This window comes from Ruegeria sp. AG1 (assembly GCF_056541705.1).
Genome location: NZ_JBQFYU010000006.1, coordinates 94,287 through 112,647, shown reverse-complemented (window position 1 = coordinate 112,647; position 18,361 = coordinate 94,287). Strand labels below are relative to the sequence as shown.

The window sequence follows — 18,361 nt, the reverse complement described above, 5'->3', positions numbered from 1 at the left end:
GACCGATGAACGGCCGCGCGCATGAAAAACTTGTCAAATGCGGCGTTAGAAATGCGCCGATTGAGTGGCCGGGTTTTTCACAACCGGTGGGGCGAACTTGGTCAGGTCGATCCCTTCCACCGAGGCTTTGTATTCCTCGATCGTGGGCGTCCGGCCCAGAATGGCCGACAGGACAACAACCGGGGTCGAGGCCAGGAGCGATTCACCCTTCTTGTCCGGTGCATCTGCCACCACGCGGCCCTGGAACAGGCGGGTCGAGGTCGCCAGAACCGTGTCGCCTTTGGCGGCTTTTTCCTGGTTGCCCATGCACAGGTTACAGCCGGGGCGTTCGAGATACAGGATGTTCTCGTACTCGGTCCGCGCCTTTTCCTTCGGGAACAAGTCGTCGAACTCGAAGCCCGAGTATTTCTCAAGCACTTCCCAGTCGCCCTCTTCCTTCAACTCGTCGATGATGTTGTAGGTCGGGGCTGCAACCACCAGCGGGGCCTGGAACTTAACCTTGCCGGTTTCCTTTTCAAGGTTCTTCAGCATCTGGGCCACGATCTTGATGTCGCCCTTATGCACCATGCAGGACCCGACAAAGCCCAGATCCACATGCTTTTCAGCATTGTAGTACGAGATCGGGCGGATCGTGTCGTGGGTATAGCGCTTCGAGACGTCGGCGTTGTTGACATCCGGGTCGGCGATCATCGGTTCAACGATCTGGTCCAGATCGACGACAACCTCGGCGAAGTATTTCGCGTTGTCATCGGGGCGCAGCGCTGGCTTCTCACCCGACTTGATCTCGGCAATGCGTGCGTCGGCGATGTTGATCAGCTTTTGCAGCATGCCGTTCTCATGCTCCATGCCTTTGTCGATCATGATCTGGATGCGCGACTTGGCCAGTTCCAGTGAACCGATCAAGGTCTCGTCATTCGAAATACAGACCGAAGCCTTGGCCTTCATCTCAGCCGTCCAGTCAGTGAATGTAAAGGCCTGGTCGGCCAGCAGCGTGCCGATGTGAACTTCGATCACGCGGCCTTGGAACACGTTGTCGCCGTGCTGTTCCAGCATCTGTGCCTGGGTGGCATGTACGACATCGCGGAAATCCATATGCTCGGCCATCTTGCCCTTAAAGGTCACCTTGACCGATTCAGGGATCGGCATCGAGGCCTCACCTGTGGCCAGCGCCAAAGCAACAGTGCCCGAGTCGGCCCCGAAGGCCACGCCTTTGGACATACGAGTGTGGCTGTCGCCGCCGATGATGACCGACCAGTCATCCACGGTGATGTCGTTCAGCACCTTGTGGATCACATCTGTCATCGAATGGTAAACGCCCTTCGGGTCACGCCCGGTGACGAGGCCGAAGTCATTCATGAACTTCATCAGGCGGGGGGTGTTGGCTTGCGCCTTAGCATCCCACACAGAGGCCGTGTGACAGCCAGACTGATACGCCCCATCGACGATGGGTGAGACAACTGTAGCCGCCATCGACTCAAGCTCTTGCATGGTCATCAGGCCGGTTGTGTCTTGTGAGCCGACGATGTTGACCTTGACGCGCACGTCCGATCCGGCATGCAGGGTCTTGCCGGGCGTGGTCCCAACGGCGTTCTTGTTGAAGATCTTTTCAACCGCTGTCAGGCCCTGACCCTCGTGGCTGATTTCCTTCGACGGAGCAAAGACCAGCGGCGCTTCGACGCCCAATGCCTCGGCCGCGAATGTCTGCAGTTTCTTACCAAAGACGATGGCGTAGGAACCGCCTGCCTTCATGAACTCGACCTTTTGCGGCGTGAAGGACGAGGTCACTTCGACCAGCTCTTCACCATCTTCGCTCAGCAGTTTGTGGTCTTTGGTGTTGATCTTCAGAACCGTGCCAGTCGCAACCGAGTACTTCTCTTCCAGGATCGGGTTGCCGTCATTGTTGAGGATTGCGTTGCCATCCTCATCGACCTTTTTGACCCAGTTCTTCAGGTCCAGCCCGATGCCGCCGGTCACGCCGACGGTGGTCAGGAAGATCGGCGAAATGCCGTTGGTGCCAGCCACGATGGGGGCGTAGTTGACGAAGGGCACATAGGGGCTGGCTTGTTTGCCGGTCCAAAGAGCCACGTTGTTCACACCTGACATACGGGACGAGCCCACACCCATGGTGCCTTTTTCAGCGATCAGCATGACGCGCTTGCCGGGGTGCTTCAGCTTCAGTGCTTCGATCTCTTGTTGCGCGGTCTCGGAGATCAGGCATTTACCGTGCAATTCACGGTCTGCGCGCGAGTGCGCCTGATTGCCGGGCGACAGCAGGTCGGTTGAAATGTCACCCTCGGCTGCGACATAGGTGACGACTTCGATCTCTTGGTCGATGTCGGGCAGTTTGGTGAAGAACTCGGCCTTGGCGTAGCTTTCAAGGATGTCTTTCGCGACGGCATTGCCAGCATCGAGCGCAGCTTTCAGCCGGTCGGTATCCGCGTCATACAGGAAGACTTGAGTCTTCAGCACCTCAGCCGCTTTGCCCGCAATCGCTACATCGTCACTCAAAGCCAGATCCAGCAGAACCTTGACCGAGGGGCCGCCTTTCATGTGCGACAGCAGCTCGAACGCGAAATCCTGCGAGATCTCTTCGACATCGGCCTGACCCAGAATGATCTCATTCAGAAACGCGGCCTTCTCTCCTGCGGCGCTGGTTGTGCCGGGCAGGGTGTTGTAGATGAAGAAATGCAGCGAGTCCGCGCGGTGTTCGTTCTTAGGGTCGCGGATCTGGTCGATGATCTCTTTAGTCAGGGCGCCGTCATCGATGGGCTTGGGGCTCAGGCCCTGCTCTTTGCGTGTTTCGATCTCGGCAAGGTAATCAGTATACAGGCTCATGGCTATCCCGACGTATTGGCGTTAGAAGGTGCTTGAGTTCCCGGTCTCAGACATGGATTTGAAGCCCGGGCATGCTCTTTGTATGCGGCGGTATACTAAATAGTCAGGGATTGCAAGTCGCGATACTGGGACAGGTTGCCCCAGGCGTGATGTGTTATTCCCGGAACGCCCGCGTGAAGTAGTCGGTCAGCGGCTTGGTCAGGTAGGACAGCGGGGTACGCTCATCCGTTTTGATCATTGCCTCCACCGGCATGCCCGGCAGAAGAGTTTGCCCATTCAGGCGATCCAGCTGACCGTCATCAGGGACCAGTTCAGCCCGATAGAAGGTGAAGCCTGTGCCCTCGTCGGTGAATGTGTCCGCTGAGACATTGATAACATGGCCATCCAGTTCCGGGGTTTCCCTCTGGTTGAAGCTGGGAAAGCGCAGGGCGACCTCTTGCCCGCGAAACAGCTGGTCCACATGGATCGCATCCACTTTGGCCGCTACCAAAAGGGGCGTATCCTGAGGCACCACGTACATCATCTGTTCAGCCGGTTGGATGACCGACTGCAGGGCGAAAACCTGACTGTCATAAACGGTTCCTGAAACGGGCGCGCGGATATCCAGACGCGAGAGGCGCTCGGCCAGCGATAGGCGTCGTTCAGCAAGCTCGGCAATGCGCGTTTGCGCGTCACGCAGCGTTGTGATCGCTTCTTCACGGCGGGTTGCGTTCAGCTCCAATATCTGGATCTCGGTCGATGCGATCTGTCCTTTAAGCCGGGCGATGGTCGCCTCGAGCCGCCCGATGGCGCCGGTCAAATTGGCCTCTTCCCGTTGCAAGGCCGATACGCGGCTGGCCTGTGTCAGGCCGCGCTGCAACAGGCTTTCCTGATCCTTGAGCTCTTCGCTGATCAGCTCCACTTGCTTTTGGGCGGCGGTTAACTGTGCCTGTGTGCCGTCGATTTCGTTTTCGATCTGTGTTTTCTGACGGGTCAATTGCTCAGTCTGTTGCGTCAACGTCTCGTTGCGGGCGTCAAACAAGCGCTGCTGACCTGCGATCAGGTCTTCTGGGATGTTTTCGCGTTTTTGTACCTCTCGCAGCTTTGCCGCCAACTCATCGGAGGTGGCCCCATCGCGTTCCGCTTCTAATCGGGCCTGACGGCTGAGCAGTTCGAACAATTGCGTCTCGACCACGGTTTTTTCCGAAGCCAGAAACGTATCGTCCAGACGCAGCAGCAGTTCGCCGCTTTCCACCAGATCCCCGTCGCGCACAAAAATCTCGCCGACGACCCCGCCATCGGGATGCTCGACCACCTGACGGTTGCTTTGCACCTCGATCACACCCTGTGAGATGATCGCACCGGCCAGTTGGGTCCGAACGCTCCAGATGCCGATGCCCACAACAAGGATGAGCAGCGCAACAAAGCCCACAGTTGCAGGGAAGGTTATGCGCCAACTGCGGCGCGCAGGAGGGTTGCTCATTTCTCACCCACTTTATTGAGGTGTCGTTTGATCGCACCGGCATTCTGGACCATCGAGCCCAGAACTTCGTCCCGGCTGCCTGCTTTGACGATCTGGCCTTTCTCGACCACGATCAGGTCATCACATTCGGAAATCGCCTGCGGGCGGTGCGTCATGATGATCGCGGCCTTGCCGCTTTTCTTGAGGCTGCGCACCGCGCGGTTCAACGCCTCAGTACCGTCGGCATCCAGGGCCGAGTTCGGTTCGTCCAGGATCAGCAGAACAGGATCACCATAGAGCGCCCGGGCAAGCGCGATCCGTTGTTTCTGACCGCCGGACAACTGGCTGTCATTGCCTTCCAGGAAAGTGTCATAGCCCTTCTCCAAAGACATGATCAGCTCATGTGCGTTGGCCTTTTTGGCGGCGGCGACAACAGCGGCGTCATCGGGTTGTTGCGACATCCGGGCGATGTTCTCAGTTACCGTTCCGTTGAACAGTGTGACCTGCTGCGGCAGGTAACCGATGTAGTGGCCCAGATCATCTGCGGCATATTGGTCCAGTGTCGCGCCACCCAAGCGAATCTCACCCGCTGCGGGGGTCAGCAGACCCAAAAGCGCCTTAGCCAGAGTTGTCTTGCCCGAGCCACTTTTGCCGATCACACCCAGCGCCTTGCCGGGTTCCAATAGCAGCGAGGCATTGCGCAGGGTCGGCTTTTGAACGCCGGGCGGAATGACCGTCAGACCTTTTGCGACCAGACGCGCCTCGGGCACGGGCAGCTTGGTCTTGGTCTGCTCGGGTGGGGTTTCATCGAGGAAAGTGCCAAGACGAGACCACGCGGTTCGCGCGTTTTCGATCAGACCCCATTGGCCCACCGCCATTTCCACAGGTGCCAAAGCCCGGCCCAGCAAGATCGAACCCGCGATCATGGCCCCCGCTGTCATCTCGTTGCGCAACACCAGCCAAGCGCCAAGCGCCAACATCGCGGATTGCAGGAACAGGCGCAGCGATTTGGTCAAAGACGTGAAACTACCGGTCCAGTCGCTGGCCGATATGCTCTGTGACAAGGCGTTGCTACGCTGTGACAACCAGCGCTGTGCGACGTCGCCCTGCATGCCTTGCGACCGCACTACCTCGGCGGCTTGCCGCGCTTGTTCCGCAAAGGCATTGGCCCGGCCCGAGGCAACCTGTGCCTCGGCCACCTTCTGTTTGGTCAAGATCTGGTTGAGCAATGCGATGACGATCAGCAAACTACCACCAGCAACCGCCAGCCAGCCGAGCAACGGGTGAAACAGGAAGATCGCGGCCAGGAAAACGGGCGTCCACGGGATATCCATAACGGCGAGGAATACGGGCGAGGCGCAAAGCGACCGCACGGCCTCCAGATCGCGCAACGCCGTCGCCGGGGCTGAACGGACCTGAGGATACAGTGCCCGCCGAATGGTTCCGTCAAAAACCCTCTCGTCCAGCGAGGATTGGAACTTGGCCCCGAACCGCGCCACGATCCGGCCGCGCGCGTAATCCAGCATGGCCATCAGGCCGTAGAGCAGCCCAACCAGCAGAAACAGCGCCGTCAGTGTTTCGACTGAGCGCGAACTGAGAACCCGGTCATAAACCTGCAGCATGAACAGCGGCCCGGTCAGCATCAGCAGATTGACGAAGATGCTGAATAGAAACGCGACACCCAGAAACGATACGCTCTGGTTGCGCACGCTCTGAAGCTCTCGCCTCGGGTTGGGCGGTTTGCGGTTTGTCTGTTTCAAATCAATGTCCCCGACACGATGTCCAGCCTGATGCGGCTACGTTTTTTTACCGCGAACCGAGTCTCGAAGAAAGAGTTAGGGTATGCAACTCGATCGTCAAAGGACCAGCGAAATCCGGCCAAACGGCTAAAATCTGGCAGGTTCCCCTCGGGTCCAGCACCCCAATTAGGCATTGCAAGTTTCAGAATGATTTGGATTATCAAGGGCACGTTGATCGCGCTTCGTCGATCACCCTCCATCCGTGCGGGTTAAAAGAGAATTGGGGAGATTACAATGAAAGTGAAACACTTGCTGGTCGCAGCCAGTGCCATGGCCCTTTTGGCTGGTACTGCCTCTGCGGAAACGCTGCGCTGGGCACGCGCGGGCGACTCGCTTACGATGGACCCGCATGCGCAGAACGAGGGTCCGACCTCGGCCATGGCGCATCAGATCATGGAAACGCTGGTGATGCGCGACCATTCCGGGGCGCTTGTGCCGTCGCTGGCGACCGAATGGGCGCCGTCGGAGGAAAACCCGAACGTCTGGGTGTTCAAACTGCGTGAAGGCGTGACCTTCCATGACGGCGCCGAGTTCGACAGCGAAGACGTTGTCTTCTCGCTCAACCGCGCGATGACGCCGGATTCGGACTACAAAGAGCTGCTGGCCTCGGTCAAGGAGGTGCGCGCGCCGGACAAATACACGGTTGAGATCGAAACCGACGGTCCGAACCCGATCATGCCCAACAACCTGACCAACATGTTCATGATGGACAAGGCTTGGGCCGAGGCGAATAACGCCGTGAAGGTGCAGGACTATGAAGGGGGCGAGGACACATTCGCCGCCAAGAACGCAAACGGTACCGGCCCGTACAAGCTGGTCAGCCGTGAACCCGACGTGAAAACCGTTCTGACCGCGAACGAGAACTACTGGGGCAAGGATGAGTTCCCCCTGGAAGTGACCGAGATCATCTATACCCCGATCCAGAACGCCGCGACCCGGGTTGCTGCTTTGCTATCTGGTGAGGTCGACTTCATTCAGGACGTTCCGGTGCAGGATCTGGCCCGCGTTGCGGATACCGATGGTCTGGACGTGCGGACCGCGCCTCAGAACCGGGTGATCTTTTTCGGCATGAACATGGGTGATGCCGATCTGGGCTCGGACAATGTGGACGGGAAGAACCCGTTGGCAGACGTACGCGTGCGTCAGGCGATGTCCAAGGCAATCAACCGGGATGCCATCAAGCAGGTCGTTATGCGTGGCCAGTCGGCCCCTGCTGGCATGATCGCACCGCCTTTCGTGAACGGTTGGGATGAGGGCATGGACAGCTCCTCCACGACCGATATCGAAGGCGCCAAGGCCCTGATGGCCGAGGCTGGATATCCGGATGGGTTCTCGATCACGTTGAACTGCCCCAATGACCGCTATGTCAACGACGAAGCGATCTGTCAGGCTGCCGTTGGCATGCTGGCGCAGATTGGTGTCACGGTGAACCTGGATGCCAAACCCAAGGCGCAGCATTTCCCGCTGCTCTCGAACCTCGAGACCGACTTCTACATGCTGGGCTGGGGCGTTCCGACCTACGACTCCGAATATATCTTCAACTTCCTGGTTCACACCAAGGGTGAGAAATACGGCTCGTGGAATGCGACCCGCTACAACAACCCGGATCTGGACGCCAAGATCCAAGGGCTGGCCTCTGAAACGGACCTTCCGAAGCGCGACGCGCAGATCGCTGAGATCTGGCAGGTTGTGCAGGACGATCAACTGTATATCCCGATTCACCATCAGGTGCTGAACTGGGGTATGAAGTCGAATGTCGGCACAATTGTTGAGCCGGAAGATTCGCCGAAGATCAAATACTTCACCATGAACTAAGGTTCAGGATCCAAGACAGGGCAGGGCGCAGACCAGCGCCCTGTCATTTGGTGTTTCACGACTGTTCACCCAAAACAGAGAGGTATCGCCATGACCTTCAAGGCAACAGCCATCGGTTTGGCCTTTTTGGCCGCAAGCGCTGCTCAGGCAGCCGAGTTCAAATGGGCCTCGACCACCGATCCACAGACCATGGACCCGCATGCCGTCAATTCGGCTGCTGTTCTTGGCTTCCTCAACAATGTCTACGAAGGGCTGGTCCGCCGCGGCAAGGACATGAGCGTTGAGCCTGCTTTGGCCACCAGTTGGGAACCGATTGGAGACGGCGAAGGCTGGCGGTTCACCCTGCGCGAGGGCGTGACGTTCCACGATGGCAGCACATTCGACGCGCAGGATGTTCTCTTCAGTTACCAACGCGCCTCGGATGAGGTCTCGGATACCCGCAGCTGGTTTGCACCGATCAGCGAGGTCAAGGTGGTTGATGATTACACCGTCGATTTCATGACCACGGCGCCCAACCCTCTTTTCCCGTCGTCCATCGCAAACTGGATGATCGTGGATCAGGGCTGGGCTGAGGCGAATGATGCCGCTCTGCCCGACAAGGAAACCGGGAACTACGCGACGCTGAATGCCAACGGCACTGGTGCGTTTCAGATCACCGCGCGTGAGCCCGGTCTGCGCACCGTTCTGGAACCTTTTGACGGTTGGTGGGGGGATGCAGAGCACAACATAACCCGCGCCGAATTCAACCCGATCCAGAACTCTGCCACCGCTGTCGCGGCCTTGCTGTCCGGCGATGTCGATATGATTGAGCCCGTTCCGATTCAGGACGTGGCGCGCCTTCAGGGCAATGATGAGGTCGAGGTCATTCAGGGGATTGAGGCCCGCGTGATCATGCTGGGCTTTGATCATCAGGCTGAGTCTCTGAAATACACCGACGATGCTGGCAAACCGAACCCGTTCCGGGATGCGCGCGTGCGCCAGGCCGTGGCGCATGCCGTTAATGTCGACGCGATCCTTGCCACGATCATGCGCGGCAACGCCGAAGCGGCGTCGCAACTTGTCAGCCCTGCGATGAGCGGTTACTCAGCGGCCAATGCAGAGCGCCCCGCCTATGATGTCGAGGCCGCAAAGGCCTTGCTGGCAGAGGCTGGATACGCTGACGGATTCTCATTCGGCCTTAAATGCCCCAATGATCGCTATCTGAATGACGAGGCCGTCTGTCAGGCGATTGTCGGCATGCTCGCGCAGATCGGTTTAACTGCCGAACTGGACGCGATGCCGGTGCGCAACTACTGGCCCGAGCTGCGCGAAGACAATTACGACATGTACCTGCTGGGCTGGAGCCCGGGCACGTTCGACGCCGAACATCCGGTGCGCTTTCTGGTCGCGACACCCAACGAAGAGAAAAAACTGGGCAGCTGGAATTTCGGTGGCTTCTCGAACGCGCGTGTCGACGAACTGCTGCCGCAGATTCAGTCCGAATTGGATGAAGGCGCTCGTCAGGCCATGTTGGACGAGGTCACCAGCATCATTCAGGATGAGCAGGTCTATGTCCCCATGTATGTGCAACCTCTGGTCTGGGGGACGCGCAGCAATATCGAGCTGACCCAACGCCCGGACAACTTCTTCATCCTGCGGTGGGCGACCGTAAACTGAAAACGCTGTTCAAGGGGTCGGATCGTTCTGGCCCCTGTTTCGTTAGCGGTATCTTGACCATTTGGTCAGACGCGGCTTAGACAGGCCGATCAACCGGGGATTCTGAATGTTCGCATATATTGTTCGAAGGATGTTCCAATCCGTGATCGTTTTGCTGGTCGTGGGTCTGGTCGCGTTCTCGATGTTTCGTTTTGTCGGCGATCCGATCGACAACATGTTGGGTCAGGAACGCACACAGGCCGATATCGACCGGCTCAGGACGGAACTAGGCCTCGATCAGCCATTTGTCGTGCAATACGCCAAGTTCCTGCAAGGCGCGGTTCAAGGCAATTTTGGCGTCTCCTACCGTCAGGGCCGTCCGGTCTCGACCATCATCGCTGAACGTGCGCCTGCGACTTTGGAACTGGCCTTCGTGTCAGGCTTCCTCGCTATCACCATGGGCATCGCGCTGGGCGTCTTCACCGCGATCCGACGACAAGGGGTAGCGGCGAATATCATCATGACAGTCAGTCTGATCGGGGTCTCTCTGCCCACCTTCCTGATCGGGATATTGCTGATCTACATCTTCTCAGTCGAACTTGACCTCTTACCGAGTTTCGGCAGGGGTGAGACGGTCATGATAGGGGGCTGGTCAACCGGGTTTCTGACCACCTCGGGCCTGAAGGCACTGATCCTGCCCGCGATTACGCTGGGCCTGTATCAGATGACCTTGATCATGCGTCTGGTGCGGTCCGAGATGCTCGAGGTCCTGCGCGCCGACTACGTCCGTTTCGCCCGCGCCCGAGGGCTGTCGGACAGGGTAATCAACTTCCGCCACGCACTGAAAAACACGCTGGTGCCGGTGATTACGATCACAGGTTTGCAACTGGGATCGATCATCGCCTTTGCCATTATCACCGAGACTGTGTTCCAATGGCCCGGCGTCGGACTGCTGTTCATCAACGCCATCCAGTTCGTCGATATTCCCGTCATGGCCGCCTATCTGATGCTGATCTCGGTCATGTTCGTGACGATCAACCTGATCGTCGATCTTCTCTACTATGCAATTGACCCGCGCCTGCGTGTCGACGCGAGGGCCACATGACCGATACGATCGAAACCCCGCAACCCGTCTCCAAGTCGCGTTTTGCCAAAGCGTGGGACAGTGATTTCGCATGGTCCTTCAGGCATTCGCCCGTGGCTGTCATCGCCTCGGCCGTTGTGCTGATCCTTGTGTTTTGTGCCATTTTCGCGCCCTTGATCGCGCCTTACAATCCGTTCGACCCGGCGACGCTGAACCTGATGAACGGCTTCACACCGCCGGGTACACCGAATGCGTTTACGCAGGAAACCTTCCTTCTGGGTACGGATGATCAGGGCCGGGACGTGTTCTCGACCATCCTTTATGGGCTGCGCATTTCCTTGTTCGTGGGGGCTGCCGCTGTATTGCTGGCTCTGATCATCGGAGTCGTTCTGGGTTTGGTCGCGGCCTATTTTGGCGGCTGGGTCGAGACGCTGATCATGCGGATCGCCGACGTTCAGCTGACCTTTCCGGCCATTCTGGTCGCTATGTTGATCTTTGGCATCGCCAAGGGCGTGACCCCGCCTGAATATCGCGATGAGATGGCGATCTATGTGCTGATCATCGCCATCGCTTTGTCCGACTGGGTACAGTTTGCGCGGGTCGTCCGCGGGGCTGCGCTGGTCGAGAAGAACAAGGAATACGTGCAGGCGGCGCGGCTAATCGGTCGCGGTTCGATCCCGATCATGTTCCGTCACATCCTGCCCAATGTCCTCAGCCCGGTTCTGGTGATTGCCACCATCTCGCTGGCGCTGGCCATCATCGCCGAGGCGACGCTGAGCTTCCTTGGCGTCGGCGCGCCTCCGACCCAACCTTCGTTGGGGACGTTGATCCGTATCGGGCAGGGGTTCCTGTTCTCGGGGGAGTGGTGGATTCTGTTCTTCCCCGCCTGTACCCTTCTGGCCCTCGCCCTGTCCGTCAACCTGCTGGGCGACTGGCTGCGCGATGCGCTGAACCCTAAACTGCGGTGATTTCATGAGCCTTCTGACCATCCAAGACCTCACCGTCGAATTCCCAACACGCCGCAAGCTGTTCACTGCGGTGGATCACGCAGACCTGTCCGTCGAGCCGGGTGAAATCCACGGTTTGGTGGGCGAATCTGGCGCAGGCAAATCCACCATCGGTGCCGCCGTCATGGGGCTGCTAGAACGTCCCGGACGGATCGCCAGCGGCCAGATCAAGCTGGGTGGCGAACAGATCAGTGGCCTCGATGCCGAAGCGATGCGCGGCCTACGCGGCAAGAAGATCTCAATGATCTTTCAGGACCCGCTGACCTCGCTGAACCCTTTGTTCACGGTCCGAGAGCAGCTGACCGAAACCATTCTGGCCCATCTGGGGTGCACCGACGCAGAGGCCAATCAACGCGCCCGAGATCTGATTGACCGGGTGGGTATCCCAGATCCTGATACCCGTCTGGACCAATATCCGCACCAATTCTCGGGCGGGATGCGCCAACGGGTGGTGATCGCCTTGGCGCTTTGTACCGAACCAGATGTGATCATCGCGGATGAGCCGACAACGGCGCTGGATGTCTCGGTTCAGGCGCAGATTCTGGACCTGATCAAGGAATTGGCGCGGGAACGGCAGGTCGGCGTCATTCTGATCACCCATGACATGGGCGTCATCGCCGATACGACCGACCGCGTGACCGTCATGTATGCTGGCAAGGTTGTCGAAACCGGAACAACCGCGCAGGTGATGGGGCAGCCCCAACACGAATACACGCGGTCGCTGATCGCGGCGGTGCCACGGCCGACGCTCAAGCTGCACCGGTTCCCGCAGATCAGCTATGGCGGGCGTGAGACGCGCTTTGCGATCGAGGATATGGCGCGCCATTGGCCGAAAGTGGACAATGACACGTCCAAGCCCGTGTTCGAAATCCGCAACCTGACCAAACGCTTCCTGCAACGGCGCGGACTTTTACCTTGGGATCGGACCTATTTCACCGCTGTCGATGACGTGAGCTTTGATATCCGTGCGGGCGAAGTTTTCGGCGTGGTGGGCGAGTCCGGCTCGGGCAAGTCCACCGTTGCGCGCATGATTGCTGGCTTGTATCCGGTCGATGGCGGCTCAATCACGTTTGATGGGCAGTTGGTAAGTGATCTGGGCGACAAAGCCGTGCAGGACGCGTACCGCAAGAACATCCAGATGATCTTTCAGGATCCCTATTCCTCGCTAAACCCCAGAATGCGCGTGGACGAAATCGTCGCGGAACCGATCCGTCATCACCGCCTCATGAGCGGTTCAGACGTCAAACGCCGGGTGGATGAGCTGTTGGATCAGGTCGGGCTGGGTTCGGAAGCGGGCCTGAAATACCCGCATGAGTTCTCGGGCGGGCAGCGTCAGCGTATCTCCATCGCGCGCGCCTTGGCGACGCAGCCTCGGTTCCTGATCTGCGATGAGCCGACCAGTGCGCTAGACGTCTCGATCCAGGCGCAGATCCTGAACATCCTGAAGGACCTGCAAGAGCATCTGGGCCTGACGATGCTGTTCATCAGCCACGATCTGCCTGTGGTGCGTCAGATGTGCGACCGCGTTGCCGTGATGAAGGCAGGGCAGATGGTCGAGATCCAAGAGACCGATGCCCTGTTCGCCAACCCGCAGACGGACTACGCCAACGAACTATTGCACCTGATGCCGCGACTTGATGATCTGTCGACCGAAGGACTGGACGTTTAAGTCTTGGTTGTTGGGTCCACATAAGTCCAGCGATAGGCGGGCGGGGTTGGTCCCTTGTTGCGGCCACCTTGCTCCATCTGCTCCCATGCATGAGTCAGGATGCCGACCGAACGGGACAGACAGAACAACCCGCGCGCCAAGGGTGGCGCAAAGCCTAGCTCGGCATAGATCACTGCCGTCGCGCCATCGATATTCATGGGGACGGGTTTGCCTTTGCGATGGGCCAGCTCGGCCTCAATCGCCTGCCCGATCCGCATGAAATCACCGCTGCATGCCCCTTGTTCGACGGCTTCGGCGACCAGCGCCATCAGGCGCGGGGCGCGCGGATCGGTCGGGGTGTGAAAGCGATGGCCAAAGCCCGGCAGGATCTTTCCGTGAGTGGTGATCCATGCGTCCAACGCTTGCCCCAAATCGCCCGAATGCCCTGCAACAAAGTGATAGAGCTGCACCGCCTGCTCTCCGGCCCCGCCATGCACATCGCCCAGCATGTTAACCGCGCTGGCCATCGCGTTGTTCAGCGGCAGGCCGCAGGTCACCGCCATCCGGGCCGCCGCAATTGAGGGCGCTTGCGGGCCGTGGTCAACGGCCGCAACCAAAGCCGCTTCGAACAAACGAGCTTGTGCTTCGGTCGGTTTCTCGCCGCGCAGCATGAACCAGATCATTTCGGCGAAACTCAGGTTGCCGATCAAATCCTGGATTGGCTCTCCGCGCAGGTGTACCCGGCCAGGCTCCATGTCGATGATCGAGGTTTGCCACCAATCGGATACATCGCTCATATGATGCCCTCCTTTTTCAGGGCGTTGATCTCATCCTGCGACAACCCGAGGTCAGACCAGATTGCGGAGTTATCAGCGCCCAATTCCGGCGGCGCGGTCCCAGGATGTCTGCGCGCGCCGTCCATGACAATAGGGCTGCCAGCGAGCTGCAGGTCTTCACCGTGAATGTCCAGCGTACCGATCAAACCCCGCCCAGATAATTGCGGGTCGTCGAGCGCATCAGAGACGGTCAGAACCTGCCCGGTGGGCACTCCAATATCATTCAACTCTCGCACCCAATCCTTTGCTGATCGCGTGGTCAGCGTGTGCTCCAATTCCGCGCGCAAGGCGTGACGGTTGGTCTTGCGATCTTCTCGTGTTGTGTAGGCTGGATCGTCCAGAAGGTCGTCCCGGCCCAGATGCTGAGCCAGCGCCTGCCATTGTTCATCGCGGTTGGCGGCAATGTTGATCGGGCTGTCTGCAGTGGCAAAGGTGCCCGAGGGGGCCGAGGTTGTGTTCTCGTTCCCATGCGCGGCAGGCGTGACGCCCCCGATCAGGTGATTCGAGACGACCCAACCCATTGTAGAAATCACCGCCTCGGTCATTGCGACGTCCAGAAACGCGCCACGCGGGGTCGTATTCAGGGCGGATGAGATGGCGAATGCTGCGGTCAGGCCACCGACCGTATCCGCCAGTGGGTAGCCAACGCGGTAGGGCGCCGTATCTGGCGCGCCGGTGATCGACATGACACCGCTGACCCCTTGAACGATCTGGTCATAAGCGGGATCATCGCGGCGGGGTCCGTTCTGCCCAAAGCCACTGATCGCGCAGTAGATTAGTCGCGGGTTTTCAGCTTTCAGGGTTTCATAGCCCAGACCCAATCGATCCATAACGCCGGGCCTGAAATTCTCGACCAATACATCCGCCGAGTGAACCAGACGTTTCAGCAGCGCCTTGCCCCGGTCGGATTTCATGTCCAGCGTGACGGATTTCTTCGCGGCATTCTGCGCCAGAAAACTGATCCCCATGCCCGCCTTATTGCGCTCAGGATCGGCGCCCAACACCCGGGCAAGATCGCCCGAGCCGGGGCGTTCGACCTTGATCACCTCGGCGCCCATCAATGCGAGCTGGTAGCAGCAATAGGGGCCGGCAAGCACGTTCGTCAGATCTAGAACGCGGATGCCGGCCAGAGGGTCAGTCCCCATCCGCAATCCCCGCGGCCCGTGCCCGCGCACGGCGAGCGCGGTAGCTTGGCAGCAGAACCAGAAGGACGGCGATTACCAGCAGACCTAGGGTCATCGGGCGTTCCCAGATGAAAGCGATACCGTCATAGAGCTGCATCGAGCGGGCAAAGTTATCCTCCATCATCCCGCCAAGGATGAAGCCGATCAGAAGCGGGGCGAGGGGGTAGTCGGCGAATTTCAACGCCGTGGCGCAGATGCCGAAGCCGACGAGGATCAGCAGCTCGGTCGCGTTGTTCTGGCCGATATAGGCGCCCATCAGGGTGAAGAACAGGATGAACGGGATCAGGAAATTGCGCGGCACGGCCAGCACTTTGGCGATGTAGGGGATCAGCGGCAGGTTCAGGATCAGCAGCACCAGGTTGCCGATGAACATCGACATGATGACGGCCCAGAAGATCTGAGGCTCATCCACCATCAGGCGCGGGCCGGGTGTCACGTTCAGCGCGATCAGAGCGCCCAGCAGAATGGCTGTTGTGCCCGACCCCGGGATGCCCAGCGTTAGCAGGGGCACGAATGACCCGGTACAGGCCGCGTTGTTGGCGGACTCCGGCGCGGCCAGACCCTTGATCGAGCCTTTGCCAAACTCTTCCTGTTCCTGCTTCGGTGCAATATTGCGCTCGACCGCGTAGCCGAGGAAACTGGCAATTGTCGCCCCCGCACCCGGTAGGACGCCGATGAAGAAACCTTGCACGGATTGGCGACCGATCACGGGCGCGATGGCTTTTGCCTCATCTTTGGTGATGCGCAGGTCCTTGATCTCTCCGTCGTCGCCTTTCAGGTCTTTGGGCTTCAGCACTAAGAACAGCGCCTCAGGCAGGGCGAACATGGCCATGGCCAGCGTGATGAAGCCAAAGCCGGACTGCAGGTCCATGATCCCCATGGTGAAGCGGGGCAGGTTGAACAGCGCACCTTCGCCAACGGTTGCCATGATCAGGCCAAGGATCGTCATGATCATTGCTTTGGCGACCTGACCCGACCCTGCAAAGGCCGCGATGGCGGACAAGCCTACGACCATAAGGGCAAAGTACTCGGCCGAATGGAACAGCAACGCGACTGAGGACAGTGCTGGCGCGAAGACCATCAACAGAATGGCGCCGAGCGTGCCACCCGCGAAGCTGGCAATGGCCGCGATCGTCAGTGCTTTACCGGCCTTGCCTTGCCGCGCCATCGGGTAGCCATCGAAACTTGAGGCCACGGTGCCCGCGACCCCCGGCGCGTTCAGGAGAATGGAAGAGGTCGACCCGCCGAAAATCGCGCCATAGTAGACGCCTGCCAACAGGATCAGGGCTGCCGAAGGATCGCCCATCGAAATAGCAACCGGGATCATGATCGCGATGATCGACATTGGGCCGAGGCCCGGCAACATGCCGATGAAAGTGCCGATCAGACAGCCGGCGATGACCATCAGCAGGTTTTGGATTGAGAATGCCGTTTGCAGGCCGATCAGAAGTCCTTCAAGCATGTCAGCCTCCGAAAATGCCCGGCAGGGGGCGCATGTAGATGCCCAAGACTTCCTGAACCAGGTACCAGACCGCGCCGGTGGCGATGAACGCAACCGGCAGCATGATGTGCCACTTGCGCTCGCCCAGAATGAAGGAGCCAAGGATCAGGAAGGCAGAAGTCGAGATCAGAAAGCCGACGGGCCGCAGGCACAGGGCATAAATCACCATCAGGGCCAATAGCATCAAAGCTTGATCAAGGTGGTAGTCACCCAGACGTCGGTAGTCGATATCCGCCGCTTTCGGCTCGGATTTTTCGAAGCCCAGCAGGATGATTGTGCAGGCAATGATGCCCAGAACAGACAGCACTTTGGGGAAGGTGCTTGGCCAAATTGGGTTGCGCTGCATGAAAGGGGGCAGGCTGCCATCCATCGTAAACCAGGCGGCGTAGCCATAGGCCAGACAGACCCCAAGCAAAACAAGCGCGATCCAGCGATCCAGCGCCATGACATCCCCTCCCTCGTGTTTTTTGTTAATTGTGGCAGAGCGGGCGGGCCGCTCTGCCGTGAGTGGTGCTTAGAGGAAGCCCAGTTTTTTCATCAGATCGCTGATCTGCTGCTCTTGCTGCTCGAGGAAGGTCGAGAAATCGTCGCCCGAGTTGTGGATGTTCACCCAACCATTGCGCGCGCGCACTTCTTCCCACTCTGGGGTGTCATACATCTTGGCAATGGCGTCTTGGTAGGCGGCCAGCTTGTCTTCGGGTAGGCCAGGGGCGGCGAAAAAACCGCGCCAGTTGACGAAGGTGGTGTCGATGCCCTGTTCCTTCATGGTCTGTGCGTCAGGCGCTGCGTCCACACGCTCATCCGCAGTCACGCCGATGATCTTCACCTCGCCTGCATTGGCCAGATCAACCGCTTCCGAGAAACCGGTGGACAGCGCTGCGATCTCACCGGACAGCAGCGCCGCCATGGCTTTGCCGCCTGCATCATAAGGAATGTATTTGACGCCAAGCGCGTCCTTGCCCGCTGCTTCCATCACCATGGCCGCAACCAGATGGTCCATGCCGCCCGGAACCGAGCCGCCGCCGATAGCCGTTGCACCGGGATCAGCGTCATAGGCGGCCAGCAGGTCCGCCATCGAGTTGATCGGGCTGTCCTTGCCGACAACAATGGCCGCGTAGTCGCCGATTGTGCCAGACACTAGTGTCAGGTCGCGGAAGTTGTGCGGGAACACACCCGTCAGTGAGCGGATCACGATGGGCGTCGAGTTCACCATCAGCGTACCATGGTTGCTGTCGGCGTTTTCGATCAGATACCCGATGGCCTTACCGCCGCCGCCGCCCGACATGTTCTCGTAGGACGCGGTGCCCACAAGACCTGCTTTGGTCAGCGCCTCGCCGGTGCCGCGGGCGGTACCGTCCCAGCCGCCGCCTGCGCCGCCGGGGATCAGGAAATGGATGCTGTCCACGACTTCGTGGCCGTCAGCCAAAACAGGTCCCGCAAGACCAACAGCGGCCACAGCCGCGATCAGGGCGCGACGGCCCAGTTTGAAACTTGTCATGATGTCCTCCCATTTGACAACTGGCCGCTTGGCGGCACAGATTGAGATCAAGAAAACACATCAACCTGACATCAACCT

Annotated in this window: 13 protein-coding genes; 5 read left to right on the top strand and 8 right to left on the bottom strand. The window is 59.2% G+C overall.

All coding sequences use genetic code 11. The features are described 5' to 3' along the window. Window positions 1-45 precede the first annotated feature (45 nt). From ACR0B5_RS10735 to ACR0B5_RS10725, 3 genes are all read right to left on the bottom strand, one after another. Window positions 46-2,835 carry a bifunctional aconitate hydratase 2/2-methylisocitrate dehydratase gene (locus ACR0B5_RS10735; RefSeq protein WP_480540295.1) on the bottom strand — a complete coding sequence of 930 codons (2,790 nt, stop codon included), beginning with the start codon at window positions 2,833-2,835 and terminating at the stop codon, window positions 46-48. Window positions 2,836-2,989: 154 nt separating this feature from the next. Further along, window positions 2,990-4,297, bottom strand: a complete 1,308-nt coding sequence (locus tag ACR0B5_RS10730) for an HlyD family type I secretion periplasmic adaptor subunit (protein ID WP_480540294.1) — start codon at window positions 4,295-4,297, stop codon at window positions 2,990-2,992. Further along, a complete protein-coding gene (locus ACR0B5_RS10725; RefSeq protein ID WP_170638171.1) occupies window positions 4,294-6,036 on the bottom strand; it encodes a type I secretion system permease/ATPase in 1,743 nt (580 codons plus the stop codon). Before ACR0B5_RS10725 ends, ACR0B5_RS10730 begins: the two co-directional genes overlap by 4 nt. A gap of 273 nt (window positions 6,037-6,309) precedes the next feature. On the opposite strand from ACR0B5_RS10725, the gene ACR0B5_RS10720 reads away from it, so the two are divergent. The 5 genes from ACR0B5_RS10720 (at window position 6,310) to ACR0B5_RS10700 (ending at window position 13,285) form a co-directional block, all read left to right on the top strand. Next, window positions 6,310-7,890 (top strand): ABC transporter substrate-binding protein, encoded by a 1,581-nt coding sequence (locus ACR0B5_RS10720; protein ID WP_170678071.1) that lies wholly within the window; start codon window positions 6,310-6,312, stop codon window positions 7,888-7,890. 90 nt (window positions 7,891-7,980) lie between these two features. After that, window positions 7,981-9,546, top strand: coding sequence for an ABC transporter substrate-binding protein (locus ACR0B5_RS10715; protein ID WP_480540293.1), 1,566 nt, complete (start codon window positions 7,981-7,983; stop codon window positions 9,544-9,546). A 106-nt stretch (window positions 9,547-9,652) separates the two neighbouring features. After that, a complete protein-coding gene (locus tag ACR0B5_RS10710) occupies window positions 9,653-10,630 on the top strand; it encodes an ABC transporter permease (RefSeq protein WP_170375660.1) in 978 nt (325 codons plus the stop codon). Continuing rightward, entirely contained in the window at window positions 10,627-11,577 is a 951-nt protein-coding gene (locus ACR0B5_RS10705; RefSeq protein ID WP_170375658.1) for an ABC transporter permease, read from the top strand. Before ACR0B5_RS10710 ends, ACR0B5_RS10705 begins: the two co-directional genes overlap by 4 nt. Window positions 11,578-11,581: 4 nt before the next feature. Continuing rightward, on the top strand, window positions 11,582-13,285 hold the full coding sequence (locus tag ACR0B5_RS10700; RefSeq protein WP_480540292.1) for an ABC transporter ATP-binding protein: 1,704 nt from the start codon (window positions 11,582-11,584) through the stop codon (window positions 13,283-13,285). Here ACR0B5_RS10700 and ACR0B5_RS10695 read toward each other — a convergent pair. The 5 genes from ACR0B5_RS10695 to ACR0B5_RS10675 form a co-directional block, all read right to left on the bottom strand. Further along, on the bottom strand, window positions 13,282-14,061 hold the full coding sequence (locus ACR0B5_RS10695; RefSeq protein ID WP_480540291.1) for a citryl-CoA lyase: 780 nt from the start codon (window positions 14,059-14,061) through the stop codon (window positions 13,282-13,284). The genes ACR0B5_RS10700 and ACR0B5_RS10695 overlap by 4 nt on opposite strands. Beyond that, entirely contained in the window at window positions 14,058-15,245 is a 1,188-nt protein-coding gene (locus tag ACR0B5_RS10690; protein WP_170642609.1) for a CoA transferase, read from the bottom strand. The genes ACR0B5_RS10695 and ACR0B5_RS10690 overlap by 4 nt, the downstream gene beginning before the upstream one ends. Continuing rightward, window positions 15,235-16,746 (bottom strand): tripartite tricarboxylate transporter permease, encoded by a 1,512-nt coding sequence (locus ACR0B5_RS10685; protein ID WP_170375649.1) that lies wholly within the window; start codon window positions 16,744-16,746, stop codon window positions 15,235-15,237. The genes ACR0B5_RS10690 and ACR0B5_RS10685 overlap by 11 nt, the downstream gene beginning before the upstream one ends. 1 nt (window position 16,747) lies before the next feature. Then, complete coding sequence (locus tag ACR0B5_RS10680; protein ID WP_170460001.1) at window positions 16,748-17,230, bottom strand: tripartite tricarboxylate transporter TctB family protein; 483 nt, start codon at window positions 17,228-17,230, stop codon at window positions 16,748-16,750. Between the two features lie 69 nt (window positions 17,231-17,299). Further along, the gene (locus ACR0B5_RS10675) at window positions 17,300-18,283 is read right to left on the bottom strand and encodes a tripartite tricarboxylate transporter substrate binding protein (protein ID WP_480540290.1); all 984 of its coding nucleotides are present in this window, start codon (window positions 18,281-18,283) and stop codon (window positions 17,300-17,302) included. Window positions 18,284-18,361: the final 78 nt, after the last annotated feature.